Annotated in this window: 13 protein-coding genes and 3 tRNA genes; 9 read left to right on the top strand and 7 right to left on the bottom strand. The window is 57.4% G+C overall.

The window, feature by feature from the left end; all coding sequences use genetic code 11:
- The first annotated feature begins 25 nt into the window (after positions 1 to 25).
- Positions 26 to 1558 (top strand): alpha/beta hydrolase, encoded by a 1533-nt coding sequence (locus AUR04nite_RS16705; RefSeq protein WP_246055581.1) that lies wholly within the window; start codon positions 26 to 28, stop codon positions 1556 to 1558.
- 82 nt (positions 1559 to 1640) lie between these two features.
- Positions 1641 to 1712: transfer RNA gene (locus AUR04nite_RS16700), tRNA-Thr, on the top strand.
- Positions 1713 to 2772: 1060 nt separating this feature from the next.
- Here AUR04nite_RS16700 and AUR04nite_RS16695 read toward each other — a convergent pair.
- Positions 2773 to 3429, bottom strand: coding sequence for a lipoprotein (locus AUR04nite_RS16695; RefSeq protein WP_141367244.1), 657 nt, complete (start codon positions 3427 to 3429; stop codon positions 2773 to 2775).
- A 310-nt stretch (positions 3430 to 3739) separates the two neighbouring features.
- Between AUR04nite_RS16695 and AUR04nite_RS18185 the strand changes: the two genes are divergently transcribed.
- The 3 genes from AUR04nite_RS18185 to AUR04nite_RS16685 all read left to right on the top strand — a co-directional run bounded on the left by AUR04nite_RS18185 (position 3740) and on the right by AUR04nite_RS16685 (position 9129).
- The gene (locus tag AUR04nite_RS18185) at positions 3740 to 4180 is read left to right on the top strand and encodes a helix-turn-helix domain-containing protein (RefSeq protein ID WP_141367242.1); all 441 of its coding nucleotides are present in this window, start codon (positions 3740 to 3742) and stop codon (positions 4178 to 4180) included.
- A gap of 114 nt (positions 4181 to 4294) precedes the next feature.
- Positions 4295 to 5104 carry a restriction endonuclease gene (locus AUR04nite_RS18375; protein ID WP_246055580.1) on the top strand — a complete coding sequence of 270 codons (810 nt, stop codon included), beginning with the start codon at positions 4295 to 4297 and terminating at the stop codon, positions 5102 to 5104.
- Positions 5014 to 9129, top strand: a complete 4116-nt coding sequence (locus tag AUR04nite_RS16685) for a type ISP restriction/modification enzyme (RefSeq protein WP_307723238.1) — start codon at positions 5014 to 5016, stop codon at positions 9127 to 9129. The genes AUR04nite_RS18375 and AUR04nite_RS16685 overlap by 91 nt, the downstream gene beginning before the upstream one ends.
- Before the next feature lie 73 nt (positions 9130 to 9202).
- Here the strand turns inward: AUR04nite_RS16685 and AUR04nite_RS16680 are convergent, their stop codons facing one another.
- The gene (locus AUR04nite_RS16680; RefSeq protein ID WP_141367240.1) at positions 9203 to 10045 is read right to left on the bottom strand and encodes an aldo/keto reductase; all 843 of its coding nucleotides are present in this window, start codon (positions 10043 to 10045) and stop codon (positions 9203 to 9205) included.
- 64 nt (positions 10046 to 10109) lie between these two features.
- A complete protein-coding gene (locus AUR04nite_RS16675; RefSeq protein ID WP_141367238.1) occupies positions 10110 to 10559 on the bottom strand; it encodes a hypothetical protein in 450 nt (149 codons plus the stop codon).
- A gap of 152 nt (positions 10560 to 10711) precedes the next feature.
- Here AUR04nite_RS16675 and AUR04nite_RS16670 point away from each other — a divergent pair, with 152 nt between their 5' ends.
- Positions 10712 to 11182 (top strand): GNAT family N-acetyltransferase, encoded by a 471-nt coding sequence (locus AUR04nite_RS16670; RefSeq protein WP_246055579.1) that lies wholly within the window; start codon positions 10712 to 10714, stop codon positions 11180 to 11182.
- 58 nt (positions 11183 to 11240) lie between these two features.
- On the opposite strand, the gene AUR04nite_RS16665 is transcribed toward AUR04nite_RS16670, so the two are convergent.
- The 3 genes from AUR04nite_RS16665 to AUR04nite_RS16655 all read right to left on the bottom strand — a co-directional run bounded on the left by AUR04nite_RS16665 (position 11241) and on the right by AUR04nite_RS16655 (position 14757).
- The gene (locus AUR04nite_RS16665) at positions 11241 to 11432 is read right to left on the bottom strand and encodes a YbdD/YjiX family protein (protein WP_141367234.1); all 192 of its coding nucleotides are present in this window, start codon (positions 11430 to 11432) and stop codon (positions 11241 to 11243) included.
- A gap of 2 nt (positions 11433 to 11434) precedes the next feature.
- Positions 11435 to 13669 carry a carbon starvation CstA family protein gene (locus AUR04nite_RS16660; RefSeq protein WP_246055578.1) on the bottom strand — a complete coding sequence of 745 codons (2235 nt, stop codon included), beginning with the start codon at positions 13667 to 13669 and terminating at the stop codon, positions 11435 to 11437.
- 110 nt (positions 13670 to 13779) lie between these two features.
- Positions 13780 to 14757, bottom strand: coding sequence for an NAD(P)H-quinone oxidoreductase (locus AUR04nite_RS16655; RefSeq protein ID WP_141367271.1), 978 nt, complete (start codon positions 14755 to 14757; stop codon positions 13780 to 13782).
- A gap of 62 nt (positions 14758 to 14819) precedes the next feature.
- Between AUR04nite_RS16655 and AUR04nite_RS16650 the strand changes: the two genes are divergently transcribed.
- Positions 14820 to 14907 (top strand) — tRNA-Ser (locus tag AUR04nite_RS16650).
- A gap of 109 nt (positions 14908 to 15016) precedes the next feature.
- Here AUR04nite_RS16650 and AUR04nite_RS16645 read toward each other — a convergent pair.
- On the bottom strand, positions 15017 to 17041 hold the full coding sequence (locus tag AUR04nite_RS16645; RefSeq protein ID WP_141367230.1) for an FAD/NAD(P)-binding protein: 2025 nt from the start codon (positions 17039 to 17041) through the stop codon (positions 15017 to 15019).
- A gap of 56 nt (positions 17042 to 17097) precedes the next feature.
- Here AUR04nite_RS16645 and AUR04nite_RS16640 point away from each other — a divergent pair, with 56 nt between their 5' ends.
- Positions 17098 to 19188 (top strand): prolyl oligopeptidase family serine peptidase, encoded by a 2091-nt coding sequence (locus AUR04nite_RS16640; protein WP_141367228.1) that lies wholly within the window; start codon positions 17098 to 17100, stop codon positions 19186 to 19188.
- 63 nt (positions 19189 to 19251) lie between these two features.
- A tRNA-Ser gene (locus AUR04nite_RS16635) sits at positions 19252 to 19340 on the top strand.
- The last annotated feature ends 3 nt before the right edge of the window (positions 19341 to 19343 follow it).

Here is a 19343-nt window from a genome sequence, read left to right as displayed (position 1 = left end):
GCAGTACTTCCAAGGAGAAACCATCGTGCCCCTACGCCCCGCCCTGTTCCGAGTCTCGGCACTGGCAGCAGCACTCGCCCTTGGGCTCAGCTCCTGCAGCACCGCAGACACCGCGCAGAACAACGACGCCCCGGCGGCTTCCAGCTCCACCGAGCAGGGATCCGCGAACCCGCAGCTTGAGAAGTACTACTCGCAGGGCATCGACTGGGAGAAGTGCGGCAGCACCATCGAATGCGCAAGCATCGATGTTCCGCTGAACTACGACGAGCCGGAGAAGGACAGCATCAAGCTGGCCCTGAACCGCAGGGCCGCGGAGGGTGCCCAGGGCAACCTGTTGGTGAACCCGGGAGGGCCGGGTGGCTCGGGCATCGACCTGGTCACCCAGGGCACGCAGGTCATGTTCAGCAACAACCTGCAGCGCGCCTACAACATCATCGGCTTCGACCCACGCGGCGTCGGCGAGAGCACCCGGGTCATCTGCCAGAGCGACAAGGAAGTCGACGAGGGCCGCCAGGAGAACCTCAAGGCCTGGGAGGACGCAGACCGCGGCAAGATCGTCGAGGATGCCAAGGAATACGCTGATGCCTGCGCCGCGAACACCGGAGAGCTGCTGGGACATGTAGATACCGCCTCAGCGGCCAAGGACATGGACATCATCCGCGCGGTCCTGGGCGATGACAAGCTCGACTACCTGGGCTACTCCTACGGCACGTTCCTGGGCGCCACCTACGCTGACATCTTCCCTGACAAGGTCGGCCGCCTGGTGTTGGACGGCGCCATGGACCCGACCGCCAGCGGCGAAGAGCTGACCCTTGCCCAGGCCCAGGGCTTCGAGGGCGAGATCGACGCTTGGCTTGAAAACTGCTTGGAGGGCCAGAACTGCCCGTTCACCGGCAGCGTCGAGGAAGCCAAGAAGCAGCTGCAGGACTTCTTGGCAGAGATCGAGCAGACTCCGATGACTGCTTCCGATGGCCGTTCGGTGCCGATCATCGACTTCGTCAGCGGCTTCATCCTGCCGCTTTACGACGATGCCAACTGGCCATACCTGACCAATGCCATGGCAGAAGCTGTGGACGGCAACGTCGACCAGATGCTGTACTTCTCGGACCTGAGCGCCGACCGCGGCGAAGACGGCAAATACAAGTCGAATTCGATGGACGTGCTCACAGCGGTGAACTGCCTGGACCGTCCGATGGACGCCAGCGAGGAAGCCATGGACAAAGATGCGGCAGAGCTCGAAAAGGCCTCGCCGACCCTTGGCAAATACCTCGCCTACGGCCAGATTGTCTGTGATGAGTGGGACTTCCCTTCCACCGGCAAGCCTGAGGCGCTGGATGCCGCAGGTTCGGCAGACATTCTGGTGGTGGGAACCACCGGAGACCCTGCCACTCCCTACAAGTGGTCCCAGTCGCTGGCAGACCAGCTGGAAAACGGCCACTTGCTGACCTACAACGGCCATGGCCACACCGCCTACGGCCGCTCCAACCAGTGCATCACCGACGCCGTGGACAACTACCTGATTGACGGCAAGGTTCCAGCAGATGGAACTACCTGCTAAATATGCAGCTCACCCCGCCGGTCGTTTTGACGTTCCGAGTTCCACTTAGATAAAGTTACGGGGTGCCTGTTTGCAGGTACAGGCCTCCTTAGCTCAGGGGTAGAGCAGCTCCCTCGTAAAGAGCAGGTCGCCGGTTCAAATCCGGCAGGGGGCTCGGCCTAACGCCCTTGTCAGAGTCATTATTGATTTTGGCAAGGGCGTTTTCGCACCCGAAATACCCTCATTTGTGCACTTATGCGGTCGTGCAGCCTGATGTAATGCAAGCGCCACTCGATATTTCAGCCATTGCCAAGACCATACGCGAAGCAAAGCCATACAGGAAGTAATACCGGGAGCGATGCAAGCCAGTATTTATGAGAGGCCGACGAAAATGAGCAATGGTGGCAAACCGTTGTATAACGTGATGAAGCCAGTCAATGCTCAGCACGGACCTAACCGATAACGTCAAGAATATTGAAAAACGAACTGGGTTGATTCCTGCACATAATCCAGAGCCCTCAAGATAACCTTTCACCGTTTCAAAAGAACGCAGTCCAGTCGCTCAAAGAAATTTCCATTGGGCGAGATCATCAGATGCAGGTGAGTCGGGTCCTGATGAAATGGTGGAATATCATAAGCCCCAAATGGCGTGGTTGCTGGAATCAGTTGCGGTGCTGGAAAGCCGATTAACTGTCTTGAAGAACCTCCAGCGTTGAAACAAGCGGATACAACACTTTCTGGGTCGGAATTCAGATTGAGCAACTAGGTTACCTACCTGCACACTAATTCAGTTTCGCGCCAGGCAGAATATTCTGCCCGGCGCGAGATTCACGGAAGTTAAGATTGCCCATACCGGACGAACCTCAAAAGCTGTTAATCCATCGAAGTAACTTCTCCACTCAGCGAGAAGAACAATGTGTGACCGCGCGGGCAGAAAGGCTGGCGTAATGGCATCCATTCGCCACCACCGTCTAATGTTTCTTGATACTCCACAGTTTGGCGTAGCATTGCTCCGCACTTAGGGCATTTCTGGTCAAGGGTTTCTGTTCTGGTGCGCGTCTTCTTTTTCCTTGCATGCTGGTGTTTTCAGTCTTATACGCATGCTATTTTCTAGTTCCGACATTTTGAATCTATGAAAGAATTCAATTGTCATACCCAGAAAATAATGCGTGCCGATGCCAGCTTTCATAATGCTATTTCTTCCCTTTTGGCACGCATGCTCCAAGCTGTGGCTACTATTTTGCCGGGTATTCCCATTCCCAGCCAACGCCGGTATATCCTTCTTCGTACACGAGTGTTCCGCTCGGATCTTCAACGTCCAAGACAACGTAGCCTGATGCTTTCTCAGCATCACCCATTGTTGGGAGGTACTTGTTTTCATTGAAGCATGAGAAGCTCGCGTTGGACCCCGCTGGAGCGTTAGACGTTGTTCCGTCTTTCTTGATGATTTTGAATCCGTATGGGTTCAAGTCCCAACCGTTGGAGTTCACATCGTCAACGCTCTTGTATGTTTTGGCGCTAACTTCAAGAAGTACCAGATGCCCGTTCTCGGCCTTTTCTTTCCATCTGCCCGTGCACTTCGGATCAATGGTCATTCGATTGATGGTGAATTCTAAGATTGGTTCGCCGTTCTCGTTGCTGATACCGGCAAGGTCACCGACTTGCTTGATCAGGTTACCTCGTACGCTTTCTGTTTGAACGGGTCCAAGAGCAGATGCTGTAGAGGACGACTCTACTGTCGAAGTGGTCGAAGTTGAATCAGTGGCCTCGGGAATTGTTAGCGACGGCGCAGAAAGCGTGGATTCAGTTGGCTGATCGTTCGGATTTTGACCAGTACTACATCCAGTGAGCACCAATGCAGCTACAAATGCGATCGGAAATATTTTCTTCATGGTTCTTTCCCCAAAAAAGTGCAATGAATTGATCTCGAGTATGTTCACTCAATACACGAACAATATCCTGTACGAAAAAGAAACGGCGATTTTGGTGAATTTTCTTCTAACTGCGAAGGAAACCGCCGAGCGTCTACGGTGTCATCCGGAGGCAGTTCGGAAGCTATTGCGTCGTGGCGACCTGGTTGGTTTGAAGTTCCCTTCGGCGATTCGTGGGGAACATGGAAGGCTCGGGAATCCAGTATTGAGCGGCTCCTGAATCGAAGTCAGTTCAGGCCCTAACCATCCTAGCGAGTGTTGCCTGAAGGCCTTGCAGATAGAACTCTGTGACGCGATCAATTCCAGCGGAATCGGTCCAACAAATGTGCACATTCTGTTGGGACTCCATCAAACAGGCAGAACGGACAGACCAGATGGGTTTGATTTCAATCGGAACAGACCGGACAGAACCGCCTTGATATCGTCATCGTTGTCTCTCACGAGGCAAAATATTGCAGATCGCCTGAATATTTCCCGTCAAGCAGTCAGCAACTGGGTGAGAGGTACTCGCCGCGGTCCGAACGACCTGCCATTCCCGGAATTTGCTAACCCTGTCGGCGGCGGAATCTGGCTCTGGGCCGACATCAACAGGTGGGCGAACGGCATGCCGGGCACCGACAGCAAGATAATCCATCTTGGCTTCAACGACTGCGTGGAAATTAATTCATGGCTCCTGCAAAAATCACATCGGCCAGCCTCACCAAACATCTGATGACTGATCCGCTGGCTTGATATTCGACCGGCAAACAAATCAGCGGGAGGGTCAAGCTATTTCAGCAGGTTTCTCATGATTTGAAGACATGTATCAGTCCGACATAATGAACGTATGACCGTTCAAACTTTTGCCGACATCTTCGACGATTTGTACTTTTCAGCGACCAGCCAACGCGACAAAGGCAGCAAATTCGAAAGGTTACTAAAGCGATATCTAGAAGTCGAACCTAAGTACGCGGACCAGTTTTCTAATGTGTGGCTCTGGCAGGACTGGCCAGGACGCAACGGTCAAGTGGATACTGGCATCGATTTGGTAGCAGAAGATCGATACACAGGAGAACTAATTGGTGTCCAAGCAAAGTTCTACGATCCAGCGAGCCCATTGCCCAAGAAGGCTATTGACTCGTTCTTCACTGAACTCGGAAAATCTCCATTTACTCAAGGCCTGATCGTTTCAACGACCGATACTTGGTCGAAGCATGCAGAGGCAGCCCTAGAGAACCAGTCGAAACCAGTACAGCGAATTCGTCTGCAAGACTTTGCAGAATCAACAATTGACTGGTCGTTGTTCAATCCAAATGAACCTGAAGTGCTGGTCCAGCTTCCGGGAAAGCAGCCTCGCAAGTACCAACGAGAAGCTATCGATTCGCTTCTGAACGGCTTCCAAACCCATGATCGAGGAAAACTTATCATGGCTTGTGGAACTGGCAAGACTTTCACCTCGCTTAAATTCGTAGAGGACTTTGCCAAGGCAAGATCTGCAGAGAGAGAGAGAGAGAGAGAGAGAGAGAGAGAGAGAGAGAGAGTTCCGTCCTCTTCCTCGTTCCATCCATTGCGCTGTTACAGCAAACTCTCAACGAGTGGACTGCCCAGGCTGAAGTACCGCTACGTCCCTTCGCCGTCTGTTCCGATGCCTCAGTAGGACGTAAGCAAAACGAAGACGTCTCCGCCCACGACCTTGGATTCCCGGCTTCCACGGACCCGCAAAAACTTGTTAACCGGTTCAAGATCTCCACTGGACAAGACACTCTCACCGTCATCTTCTCGACCTACCAGTCGATTGACGTCATCCACCAAGCACAGCAGCTCGGACTCCCCGAGTTCGACTTGATTGTCTGCGACGAAGCCCACCGCACCACAGGTATTTCCCAACCAGGGGCTGATGATTCAGCTTTCGTCCGCGTTCACGACAACAACTACCTTGCCGCCGCCAAACGCCTCTACATGACCGCGACCCCACGCATCTACGTGGAAGACTCGAAAAACAAGGCCGTCAAAGACGGCGTCACCGTCTACTCCATGGACGATGAGACCATCTATGGGCCGGAGTTCCATCACCTTGGATTCGGACAAGCCGTTGAAATGGGCCACCTCGCCGACTATAAGGTCCTCATCCTTGCCGTCGATGAAGAATCAGTCGCCACCAGTTTCCAAGACCTCATCGCGAACGATGAAGAACTCAACCTCGACGACGTCGCCAGAGTCGTCGGCTGCTGGAACGGGCTTTCCAAACGTGGTGTGAACGGCGAACGCCTTTCCATCACGGACAACAGCCCGATGAATCGTGCCGTGGCCTTCGCCCGGAACATTAAAGAATCCAAAGCGATCGCCGAACAGTTTGAAAAGGTCGGCCGAGAACTCTTAGTCAACAGCAGTGAAGGCGCTTCTAAGCTCAAGCTTGAAGCAGAGCACGTTGACGGCACATTCAATGTCCTAGCCCGTTCCGAACGGTTGGAGTGGCTCCAAGCCGACGCTGGTGCGGACGTTTGCCGAATCCTCACTAACGCTAAATGCCTCTCTGAAGGTGTGGATGTCCCGTCCCTTGATGCTGTCTTGTTCTTGAATCCACGGAACTCGCAGGTTGACGTGGTCCAGTCCGTGGGCCGAGTCATGCGCAAGTCCGCGACGACGAACAAAGAGTATGGCTACATTATCCTGCCCATCGCAGTTCCTGCTTCGCAGGATCCTGCCACCGCACTGAACGACAACAAGAAATACAAAGTCGTCTGGGATGTCCTTCAGGCTTTGCGCGCGCATGATGACCGGTTCGAAGCCATGATCAACAAGATCGACCTGGACAAGAAAACCAACAAAACCATCGACGTTATCGGCGTCGGAGGCGACGGCCCAACCGACGGCGGCAATGGCACCGAGAACCCAGGCACTGAAGCATTGTTCACGATGGCTAACGCTTCGGTCTGGGAAAACGCGATCTTCGCCCGCATGGTCAAAAAGGTCGGCGACCGCCGCTACTGGGAAGACTGGGCCAAAGACGTCAAAGACATCGCAGACCGCCAAGTCACCCGCATCAAGACCATCCTCAACGGAGATGACCCGCGGCCGGCTGAAGAATTCGCAGTCTTCCTCGACGGGCTGCGCGGAAACCTCAACGACGGAATCACCCAGGACGACGCCGTCGACATGCTCGTCCAACACCTGATCACCAAACCGGTCTTCGACGCGCTCTTCAAAGACTATGACTTCACCGGACACAACCCAGTTTCAAAAGTCATGGACTCCATGCTCTCCCTGCTGGATGCCTACAACCTCGATTCGGAAACCAGCAATCTCGAAGAGTTCTACCGCTCCGTGCGCGTCCGTGCTGAAGGCATCACCAGTGCAGCTGGCAAGCAGAAGATCATCACCGAACTCTACGAACGCTTCTTCAAACTCGCTTTCCCGCGCGTCGCAGAATCCCTAGGCATCGTCTACACACCCATGGAAGTCGTCGACTTCATTTTGCGTGCCGTCAACGATGCACTCAAAGAGCACTTCGGGGTCAGCATCACCGACGAAGGCGTCCACGTCTTAGACCCGTTCACAGGCACAGGAACGTTCATCGTCCGACTCTTGCAGTCCGGTCTGATCAAGCCCGAGGATCTGCTGCGCAAATACACTCAAGAGCTACACGCCAATGAGCTGCTGCTCATGGCGTACTACATCGCCGCGATCAACATTGAAGCGACCTTCCACGCCCTACAACAAGACACGGCGAACGCCACTGGCGAGGACCCTGCAGGGGTTGGGTATGAGTCGTTTGATGGGATCGTGCTCACTGACACGTTCCAGATGACCGAAGACGGAGACGTATTGGATACCCGTGTGTTTACGGGGAATAGTGATCGTGTGGTGGAGCAGAATGCTCTGGATATCCGGGTGATTATTGGTAATCCGCCGTATTCGGTGGGGCAGTCCAGTGGCAACGATAATAATGCGAATCTGAAGTATCCGACGTTGGATGAGAGCATCCGTACAACCTATGATGCTGAGTCGAGCGCAAAACTCACGACTTCTTTGTATGACTCTTACATTCGAGCGATTCGATGGGCTTCCAATAGAGTCTTGTCCTCACCGAACGGCGGCGTGATTTGCTTCGTCTCTAACGGCGGATACATCGACGGGAACGCTGCGGACGGACTACGCAAAACCCTCGCTAAAGAATTCCACGACATCTACGTCTACAACTTACGGGGAAACCAACGCACCGCCGGAGAGCAAAGCCGTAAGGAAGGTGGCAAAATCTTTGATTCAGGGTCCAGAAATACCGTTGCGATCCTGCTGTTGATCAAACGTTCCGGAGCGGTAACAGAGTCTGTCCTGCACTATAAGGATATTGGTGACTATCTCGATCGCAAGCAGAAACTGGACACGGTGAACCATGCGGACTTGGCGTCCCTCGATTGGGAGATCATCGCCCCGAATGCTGAAGGCGATTGGATCAACCAACGGGATCCTAACTATGAGTCATACCCGCCAATTGCTGAAAAGGGAAACCCGAAAGCAGTTTTTGCCATGCAGTCAGGCGGGCTGAAGACCAACAGAGATGCATGGGTATACAGTTCATCTACCACCGTGTTGGGAAGCAATATCGCAAAACTTGCTGAAGAATATAACGGCGAGTTAGCAAGAACTGATGGAACCATCAAAACTATTGCTCAGCTTCGTGCATCGGTAACAATGGACCCAACCCGAATTAATTGGGATGGGAATTTAGAAGGGCGGTTCCTCAAACGCCAGAAACTAGAAGTCAAGAATGGGTCTATAAGACACGGGCAGTACCGCCCATTTCAAGTACAAAATGTGTATTTTGAGCGTTCATTGAACAATAGTATCTACAGGCTCCGTGAGATGTTTCCTAAGATAGATAGCGAAAACCATGGCTATTACCTTGTTGGTCCAGGAAACGACAAAGGATTTTCGGTTCTAGCAACTTCTAGAATTCCGGATCTATCGTTCTGGGGATCAGGGCAAGGCCAATATTTTGCCCGCTATTCGTACACCGAGTCAACAGCAGGAACCCTGTTTGATGCACCGGAGCAACGGGACAATATTACAGATTGGGCGCTCACCGAGTATCAGCAGACCTACGGCGATCAAGTATCAAAGGACGATATTTTCTTCTATGTCTATGGACTGTTGCATTCGCCGGAGTACCGGGAGCGGTACGCGGCGGATTTGAAGAAGCAGCTGCCGCGTATCCCACAGGTCAAGGGCAAAGACGCGTTTGACGCGATAGTTACTGCTGGGCGAGCCTTATCTGAGCTGCATGTTGGGTATGAGGACTTAGAGCCGTATCCGCTGGTTGAGACGGTGTTACCTGGCGCGCCAGATGACCCGTATGAGCGGTATTTGGTGGTGAAGATGAAGTATGCCGGCAAGGCGGGATCTTGGGATAAGAGCCGAATTGTCTATAACAAGTTCATCGATATCGAAGGGATCCCCACAGAAGCTCAAGAGTACATGCTGGGTTCGCGTTCCGGTGTCGACTGGATTCTAGAGCGCTACCAGGTGAAGACCGATAAGGCCTCTGGAATTGTTAATGATCCGAATTATTGGTCTAAAGAGCATGAGCAGCCACGGTACATTATCGATCTGATTGGTCGTGTAGTGGCTCTGAGCTTGGAGACGAACCGGATTGTCGCCAGCTTGCCGGCCCTAGATCTATAACGTATCGCTTTTGACGTGGCAAAGACCCTTGGCCCAAAAGGCCAAGGGTCTTCAAACTTGCGCTAAATAGTCTTTAGGCGAAGTCTGCAGTTGCAGGATCGGCTGCGATGCGGCCTTCCGGACCGCGGTCCAGGGTAGCGATAGCTGCCAGATCTTCGTCGTCCAAGGTGACGTTCAGCGATGCGAAGTTCTCAATGATGCGCGAATCGGTGACCGACTTGGGGATCACGACGTTGCCTACAGCCAGGTGCCAAGCGATGACCACCTGGGCCACCGAAGCGTTGTGCTTCTCCGCGATCTTCACCAGCACCGGGTCGGTGAGCAAGTCGCCGCCCTGGCCCAGCGGGGACCACGACTCGTGCAGGATGCCGTGCTCTGCCTCGTAGGCGCGCAGTTCATTCTGCGGGAAGTATGGGTGGGTCTCAACTTGGTTGATCACCGGGCGCACGCCGGTCTCGGCGTACAGCTCCTCCAGAGCTTCAATGGTGAAGTTGCAGACGCCGATGGACTTGGCCTTGCCGTCCTTCTGCAGCTGAATCAGCGCCTTCCAAGTGTCCACGTAGGTGCCGCGCTTTGGCTGCAGCCAGTGGATCAGGTACAGGTCGACGTACTCAAGGCCCAGGCGCTCAAGGGAAGCGTCGGCAGCCAGCAGGGTCTTTTCGTAGCCCTGGTCCGAGTTCCACACCTTGGTGGTGATGAAAAGTTCTTCGCGTGGAACGTCGGTCGCTGCGATCGCGCGGCCCACGCCCTCTTCATTGCCGTAGATGCGGGCGGTGTCGATGTGGCGGTAGCCTGCATCGATTGCCTTGCCCACCACGATTTCGGCTTCTGCGTCCGGCACCTGCCACACGCCATAGCCAAGCTGGTCGATGGAATTTCCGTCATGGAACTTAAGTTCTGGAACAGTTTGGGTCATGCAACCAATCTAATGCATTCGACAAGCCTGCCGTGTCCAGCGCCACGAAAACTGTAAAGCTTCGTTACTTCACTTCGGAAAGCACCCGCATCGCGGTGTCCAGATCTTCCTTGACGATCCGGGTGCGGTGTTCCACCGCCTTGATGTCGATGGGATCGCCGGCCTCGGCCTGCATGCGCATCATCGCAATGACCTGCGCAGTGGTTGCCAGGTCATTGGCCGACTTGGTCAGCGAGCGGTGCACCCTGGCAGTGCTTGGAGGAATGACCTCGTCATCGCTGGGGGTCAGAGCCTGGGCGTCAGCACACAACTGGCGGACGGCTGGCAGCAGCTCGGCCATCTCATTCGCGGGGCCGAGCAGCTGGTTGTAGATGTCATTGTCGCTGATGCCTTCAAGCACCTGGAATACCCGGTCCAGGGAGCGGGTAAAACGGTCGTGGGCCCGGCGCCACACGCCCTCGCCCAACTCGCGGTTTGCCGCGCGCTGTGCCCGCAAACGTGAAAAGAATGCCATCAGACTACTTTGCCAATTGTTGTAATTTCGATCCTAGTTAAGCGTACCGGTAGCACCCGGTGATCCGCACAGTTCCGGCCAATTCTGTCCACCAAATCCTCGACGTCACCAATGCACGGATGCCTTCGGTCAATGGATAGCATCGTGGCATTTTGAATCTCCAGCCTGCAGCATCCCGGGAAATCGATGAAATCACCGGATTCCTTCGCGATTGCGACCTGACCGTCAGCGGGCTGGATGTTCCCAGCACCAGGTTGTGGACGCTGCGGGAACCTTCGGCCGGCATGATGGTTGCGCTGACGGGATTCGAGCTCAGTTCAGATGGAGCCGATGCACTCATCCGAAGCGTTGCTGTTCACCCCGAGTATCGAGGGCAACGGCTCGGGCACCGGTTGGCGCAATTCGCTGTCGATGAAGCCCGGTGCGCAGGTGCCAGCCGGGCCTGGCTCTTCAGCCGCAGATCCGGCGGCTTCTGGCAGAAGCTGGGATTTACCCGCGTCGACGTCCAAGACCTCGCCGCGGCTTTGGAGTCCACCCACCAGGTCAAGCTGTTTATCCAAACCGGGCAGCTGCTGAATGAAGTGGCATGGACCCGGCCGCTGGAGCCGCACGCCGCTGATTAAACGCGCAGGCGGGATGCTCCACCCTGGTGGAGCATCCCGCCTTCGTTGTCGCACAGGCCTAGCAGCAGCGGCCTTGCGGATTCTTGTCCTGCCAGTCGGAGTAGTCTTTCCAGAACGCCCGTTCGGTCATCGGGGTCTGCCCCGGATGCACACGCGCCTGGTGCTCCAGATAATGCTGGTACTTGTCCGCGCCGAGCACGCCGTCGACGAATCGCTTGGCGGCGCTCAGCTTTTCACGCAGGCTGGCCATGGCTAGTGACCGCCCCTGTGCACCTGGTGCTCGGGAGCGACCTGCTTCCACTGCGCGGCCAGTTCCTTCTCCGCTGGCGTGGTGATCAGGCCTGCCGGGGCGTACATCTTGGACTCGATGACCGGATCCTCGGTGTCCACGCCGCCGCCGTTGATCTTGGCTTTGATGGTCACCACGATGGCTGCGGTGATCACCACCGCAGTCAAGATCAGGAAGACGACCGACAGCCATCCCTGGACGCCGGTATTGCGGACCACTGCTTCCATTGCTTCGACAGTCTTGGCGGTGCCATGCGAGGTCTCGCCGGCCTCCAGGGCCGCCTTGAAGGCATTGTGGTTGGCGAAGTAGCCGACCTTCACGTCGTTGGAGAAGATCTTCTGCCAGCTGGCAACGAAGGTCACCACCACGGCGAAGGCCAGCGGCAGCACGACAACCCAGAGGTACTTGAACAGGTTGCGCTTTGCCATGATGGCCATGACCACTGCCAAAGCGATGGCCGCCAGCAGCTGGTTCGCGATGCCGAACAGCGGGAAGAACGTGTTGATGCCGCCCAGTGGGTCGGTGACGCCGAGGATCAGGATGTATCCCCAGCCCGCCACCATGATCGCCGTGCAGATCCAGACGCCAGGGCGCCATGAATTGTCCTTGAACTTCGGGATGAAGTTGCCGATGGTGTCCTGCAGCATGAAGCGTGCAACGCGGGTGCCGGCGTCCACTGCGGTCAGGATGAACAGCGCCTCGAACATGATGGCGAAGTGGTACCAGAAGCCCATCATTGCGGTGCCGCCGAACCACTGGTGCATGATGTGGGCGATGCCCACCGCCAGGGTCGGGGCGCCGCCGGTGCGGGAGATGATCGACTCTTCGCCAACGTTCTTGGCCAGTTCGCTCAGCGTGCCAGCATCCACATTCACGCCTGCCAGGCCCAGCGAGTTCACGAAGACGACGGCGGTTTCCACGGTGCCTCCGGTGGCGGCGGTGGAGGCATTCATGGCGAAGTACACGCCGCGGTCGATGGAGATCGCGGCAACCAGGGCCATGATGGCAACCATGGATTCCATGAGCATGCCGCCGTAGCCCAGGAAGCGGGTCTGCTTTTCCTTTTCGACCAACTTCGGGGTGGTGCCCGAGGAGATCAGCGCATGGAAGCCGGAGAGCGCGCCGCAGGCGATCGTCACAAACAGGAACGGGAACAGGCTGCCGGCAACCACCGGGCCGTCACTGCGCGAGGCGAACTCGGAGATCGCGGGAACGTTGATTTCCGGATGGACGACGATGATCGCCACTGCCAGCAGGCCGATCACACCGATCTTCATGAAGGTGGAAAGGTAGTCGCGCGGGGCCAGCAGCAGCCACACCGGCAGCACCGCCGCGATGAAGCCGTAGACGATGATGGCCCAGGCAATGGTGGTGCGGTCCAGGTGGAAGAATTCTGCGCCCCATGGCGACTCGGCGATCCAGCGGCCGGAGATGATGGCGAACATCAGCAGCACGAAGCCGATGACGGAGATTTCCAGCACCTTGCCCGGGCGGATGAAGCGCAGGTAGATGCCCATGAACAGCGCGATCGGGATGGTCAGGCCCACCGAGTACACGCCCCAGGCGGATTCGCCCAGTGCGTTCACGACGACCAGCGCCAGGATCGCGGTAATGATGATCATGATGGCAAGGGTTGCGATCAGCGCGGCGGTGCCGCCGATCAGGCCCAGCTCTTCGCGGGCCATCTGGCCCAGCGAGCGGCCGCCGCGGCGCATGGAGAAGAACAGGACCAGGTAGTCCTGGACGGCTCCGGCGAGCACCACGCCGACGATGATCCAGATGGTGCCCGGCAGGTAGCCCATCTGGGCTGCCAGGATCGGGCCGACCAGCGGTCCTGCGCCGGCGATCGCGGCAAAGTGGTGCCCAAAGAGCACTCGGCGGTCGGTGGGCACGTAGTCGCGGCCGTTGTTGACGCTTTCGGCCGGTGTGGCGCGGAAGTCGTTGGGCTTGGCGATGTTCTTCTCGATGTACTTCGAGTAGAAGCGGTAGCCGATCAGGTAGGTCGCCACGGAAGCGAAGACGAACCAGACGGCATTGATGGTTTCACCACGGGAGAATGCGAGCATGGACCACGCAATACCGCCGATCAGCGCAATGGCCACCCACACAATAATGCGTACGGGGGTCCAACGCTTCTCTTCCTGTTCGGCGATCTTCGGGTCCACACCTGCTGGGGGCAAAGTGTTCTGGGTACTCACTGAGGAGCAACCTCCTTGGACGATACAGGTGATGCACGCGACAGGGCATTATGTCCGCTGTCACGAATTGGTAGTACCTTGTCACCTTACGCCGTTGACCCGCGGGAATTTCAAACTTCTACGATGATTTTCCCAGTATGAACTCCGGAGTCGAAGTACTCGTGCGCCTGCTGCAGCTGCGCAAACTCGAAGGTCTTGTGCACGTTGACTGCCAGTTTCCGGTCCTTGACCATGGGCCAGATCCGTTCATTGGTTTCGGCGACAATCTGGGCCTTCTGCGCCAGCGGCCTGGCGCGCAGCGTAGTGCCAATGATGCGGATCCGCTTGGCCAGCAGCAGGCCCATGTTCAGCTCGGCCTTGGCCCCGCCCTGCAGGCCGATGACCACCATTCGGCCGTCGACGGCGAGCGCCTTGACGTTCAGCTCCAGGTATTTCGCTCCGACCACGTCCAGGATCAGGTCCACGCCGCGGCCATCGGTCAGTTCCTTGATCTGCGCCAGGACATCCTGCTCCTTGTAGTTGATCCCAGCATCGGCGCCCAGGGACAGGCAGTAATCCAGTTTCTCCTGGGAGGAGGCGGTCACGATGACCTTGGCCCCGACGGCCTTGGCCAGCTGGATCGCCATGGAACCGATGCCTCCGGCGCCGCCGTGGATCAGCACGCTGTGCCCCGCAGCCAGCTGCCCCTCGATGAACAGGTTGGAAACTACCGTGGAGCTCACTTCAGGCAGTGCGGCGGCCTGAACCAATGACAGGTCCTCGGGCACAGGGAACAGCAGCTCGGATGCGACGTTCACGTATTGGGCGTAGCCGCCACCGGCAAGCAGCGCGGCAACGCGGTCCCCGACCTTCCATCCGGAGACTCCCCGGCCAAGCGCCTGAATGGTGCCCGCTACTTCCAGGCCTGGGATGTCGCTGGCCCCGGGAGGCGGCGGGTAGACGCCCTTGCGCTGCTGTACATCGGCACGGTTCAAGCCGAAAGCGGCGACCTTGATCAGCACTTCTCCGTCAGCTGCCGCCGGGATCTCACGCTGTTCTTCGCTGATAACTTCCGGTCCCCCGGCGCCGTTGTAGATATAGGCTTTCATCACGTTGTTCATAGGCTCCGATTCCTGTCTTGGGCAGTTCATGCCGTATACTTTTTCGGGTTGGATGGTTGTCCGAGCGGCCGAAGGAGCTGGTCTTGAAAACCAGTAGGCGGCAACCCCGTCTCATGGGTTCAAATCCCATACCATCCGCGTTATTGAAAAGCTCTGCTTCTTCGCTAGTGAAGATGCAGAGCTTTTCTCTTTGCCTTTGGTGCAGCCTGCAGGGAGCAAATAATATTCCCCGGCGGCTCTTCGCGGGCTAGCCTGCGCTGCTCATGCCCAGCTGCAAGTCGTTATAGGGCAGGCCCACCATGCGTGCGATCTCATTGACCACCAGCTGTGCATCTTTCAGGGTCCGCGCCGCAGGGTTCGTGATGTCCCCCGCCTGGGCGGCGATGGCGGTGCCCCATTGGAAGGACGAGAGCTGCAGGCCGAGGACGAAGATGCCACGGTGCGCCAGCCCCTCGGCATTGACCAGGCGGTAGGGCTCGCCGACTACATCGAATCCCGAGCCCGGCAGGGTATCTCCCTCTGCGTTGTTCCAGCTGTGCACCCGGGCCACGTGATCGGCCAGTAGCTGGACCATCAGTTCGGTGTTGTTCTGCTTGACCCTATTGGCAGGCATCATCGCCTCGCACAGGATGGAAGCCGTGTGCACTTCCGAGTCGACCCACGGCGAAGCTGCGGTGAACTGTCCATTGACTTCATCGAAGCTGAACTCCGGCTCTGGGCCAACGAAGGTGACAAGCCCGGCGCGGGACAGCGCCAGCAGCTGTTCAATGCGTTCCAGCGGCGGACCTGAAGACAGGCCCTCCACCAGCGGCTCGAAGTGCGCTTGGACTTCTTCGATGCGCGACTGCTCGTCGAGGACGCCATTGGCGACAAGATCCTTAATGACCATGCGTCCCAGGTTCATGGTCATAATGGCGCGAGAGAGCGGATCATCCAGGCCTGCTGCGCTGTGCACGGCATTGTCTTCCAAATAGGCGCGGACCGCTTCCTGGTACTCCTCGCTGGAGCCGAATCCGTGCTGGTCGAATGGCCGAGCCAAGGCGGGAACGTCCAGCCACGCCAGCTGCGGGAACTGGGCAATGTATTCGCGCAGCTTGCCCAGCCAGACCTGATTGCCTTCATGGTGTTCGGCATCGAGGATCTCTTCAAGACCGGCCAGGAAGTCCTCAAGGGAAATGTCCCAATGCTCCGAACAGACCACAGCGCACTGCCGGTAGTAGGCAAGCAGGATGTCTCGATGCAGGCTCGGCCAGATGTGGCGCGAGAAAATCAGTGCGGCATCCGGGTTGCCGGCCCGCGCTTCGGCAAGCCTTCCGGTCAACTCATCGGCGTCGAAATAGTGCAGCGTGATTTCTGCCGGGATGAACTGGTCGACCACCGGTTTGCCCCAGTAGGGGGTGCCTCGGCGCGAGGCGACAATCAGCTCAGGCTCGCGGCCCGAAGCAACATACTCGAACCTGTGCCCCGGCTCCCCCGCCGTTTCGCGGAAGAATCCTCCGCGGCCAATGGTCAGCTCCGCCATTCCATCGAAAAAATTCAATCCCAGCCCGCGCATCAAGGCAGGCTCCCCGGCGGCGAATTGGCTGTAGTCCAGGTCGGCGGGAACACTTGGCGGCATATACGTCGCCCCGGCGTTCTGCGCCGAACGCTGCAGCTGCTTCTGCCAAGGGTTGAGTTCAGCGCTCTGGTGCCCCAGCGCAAGCACTACCGAATCCACGACGAGGGCTGTTTCGCTTCCGCGCTTCTGCTCGGCTTTGCGGTACTCCAGCTGATACCCGCTGGTCAGCGGCCGTACTGCCACTACTTCGGCAGGGATGTGCTGGACTTCGAAATTGGGATGGCTGTTCAATGCCTGGACGCTGCGGTCGTAGACATGCTCCAGGTATTCCCCATATAACGCGCGTGAAGGGTAGGTACCATCGGTCACCGCCCGCAGCTGTGCGGCGTGGGCTTCGCTCATCTGCTTTCCATCACCGCGGGCGGCGGCGAATTGCCGGAAGCTCAGCCCGATCTCCTGCGCTGTGCGTTCGGGCGCAACGGTCGGGAATGAGGCAGGCGTATTCATCAGAAAGTTCGGCGACTGCTGCGGGCTCCAAACATGCCCCGAGCCCGGGCGGTAGGGGTCGAACACCGTGACGCGCACATGGACGGCGGATTCGCCAAGCTTCTGCGCCAGCGCCGCCAGGCGTTCAACTACGCTCGTCCCGCGCGGGCCGGCGCCAACAATAGCAAGGTTGAACTCTGTCCGTGGATTCTCCGTCAATGTGCTCACCCCTCTAGATTAATACCTTTGACGTGGGTCACGTTCACGGCGCATAGACTGTGAGCATGACTGAGCGCCCTACTGCTACCGCAATCACCGACGATCCATATGCCTGGCTCGAAGGGACCTACGATGAAAAGGCCCTCGCATGGGCCAAAGAACAGTCCGAGCGCACAGAGTCGGAACTCTACGACGAGAAGTTCGAACGCAGCGTGCAGCGCATCAAGAAAGTCCTTGACGCCCAGGACCGCATTCCCATGCCGACCAAGCGCGGAGACTACTACTATAACTTCTGGCGCGATGCCGAGCATCGGCTGGGATTGTGGCGCCGCACCACGTGGGAGTCATACATTACTGACGAACCTGTGTGGGAAGTGCTGTTGGACTTGGATGCTTTTGCACTCAGCGAGGGCGCCGAATGGCATTTTGCAGGGTCGCAGCTGCTTCGTCCGGCGGCTGGCCAGCCCCACCGCCGTGCACTGCTGCGCCTGAGCCCAGACGGCGGAGACCAGGTTCGCATTCGCGAGTTCGACCTTGAAACCCTCGATTTCCCTGCAGACGGTTTTGACCTGCCGGTGGCAAAAACCAATGTGTCGTGGATCGACGAGAACACTCTGCTCGTGGGATCTGCAACTACTGCGGAAAACACCACCCGCTCCACCTATGCCAGCAGCCTGCAAAAGCTTGTCCGCGGGCAGAGCCTAGAACAGGCGGAAACGATCTTCAGCGTCGATCACTCGCATGTTGCGGCCTTCGGCTTCTATGATTCAACGCCTGGCTTCGAACGCATCGTCGCCACCGACGCCATCGATTTCTACAATTCCGAAGTGGGCGTCATCCTCGACGGTGAACACCGGAAAATTCAGGTTCCCACGGATGTGCAGATCAGCCTGCACCGCCAGTGGCTGCTGCTGGCGCCGCAAACTGATTGGACGCATCAGGAGCAGTTGTTCTCCGCCGGATCATTGGTCTTGGCAGAACTGAGCGATTTCCTTGGGGACGGCCGAATTGCGAAGGTGGTTTTTACTCCCGATGAGCATTCATCCTTGGAGTCCCTGACCTTCACCGCGAACTATCTGCTGCTTACGGTGCTCCAGGATGTGGCCTCCGAGGTCCGCGTCATTGACTTGAACGATAATTTTGCCCAGTCAATTCTTCCCCTAGAAGATCGGATGCTCAGCGTGTCGGTGGGCGCGGTGGATGACGAGGACGAAGAATCCGGCGACGACTACTGGATGACAGTCACCGGATTCACCACTCCTACGACTCTGCTGCGCGGTGCCGTCGGTTCAGAGCCTCAGGTCATCAAAAAGTCTCCCGAACGCTTCGATGCTAAAGGCTTCGAGGTTACCCAGCATTTTGCCACGTCAGCCGATGGAACCCGCGTCCCGTATTTCCAGGTATCCATGCGAGATCTTGCGCTCGATGGCAAGAATCCCGTGCTGATGGACGGGTATGGCGGCTTCCAGCACAGCATGACCCCGGGTTATGCCCCGGCAATGGGTGCCGGCTGGCTGAGCCAAAAATCTGATTCGGGACGACGTCCGGTATATGTCATGACGAATATCCGAGGAGGCGGCGAATACGGACCGCATTGGCACCGCGCAGCACTGCGTGAGAACCGTCACCGCGCCTACGAAGACTTTGCCGCAATTGCCGAGGATCTCGTTGCCCGCAAGGTCACCAGCCGCGAGCATTTGGCGGCCACGGGACGCTCCAACGGCGGTTTGCTGATGGGCAATATGATCTCCGGCTACCCGCAGCTGTTCGGCGCAATTTCCTGCGGCGTCCCGCTGCTTGATATGCAGCGCTACACGCAGCTGGCGGCAGGCCACTCGTGGATCGCCGAGTACGGGGATCCCGAAATCCCCGCCGATTGGGAGTTTTTACGTACGTTCTCCCCCGTGCATCGCCTGACCGACCAGCCACACCCAGTCGATGACTATCCTGCCTCGCTGATCTGGACAACCACTTCCGATGACCGGGTAGGCCCGTCTCAAGCACGCATCATGGCCGCCAAGATGATGGACCTCGGGATCTCGAATGTCCGCTACCACGAGCCCGAGGGCGGCGGCCATGCAGGATCTACCGACAACGAATCAACGGCTCGGATGCTAGCCACGAGCTATGAATTCCTCTGGCGACAAGTCCAGTAGCGTTCTCGTTTTGGAACACTTGGCATTCTTCGGGTAGGCTTAATCCTGCTGGAAACAGCGGATGGACACGTGCCAGAGCGGCCGAATGGACTTCACTGCTAATGAAGGGTCGGGGTTAAACTCGACCGGGGGTTCAAATCCCCCCGTGTCCGCCG

Origin of the sequence: Glutamicibacter uratoxydans (genome assembly GCF_006539925.1) — a bacterium.
GTDB lineage: Bacteria > Actinomycetota > Actinomycetes > Actinomycetales > Micrococcaceae > Glutamicibacter > Glutamicibacter uratoxydans.
This window is presented reverse-complemented; position numbering and strand designations above follow the sequence as displayed.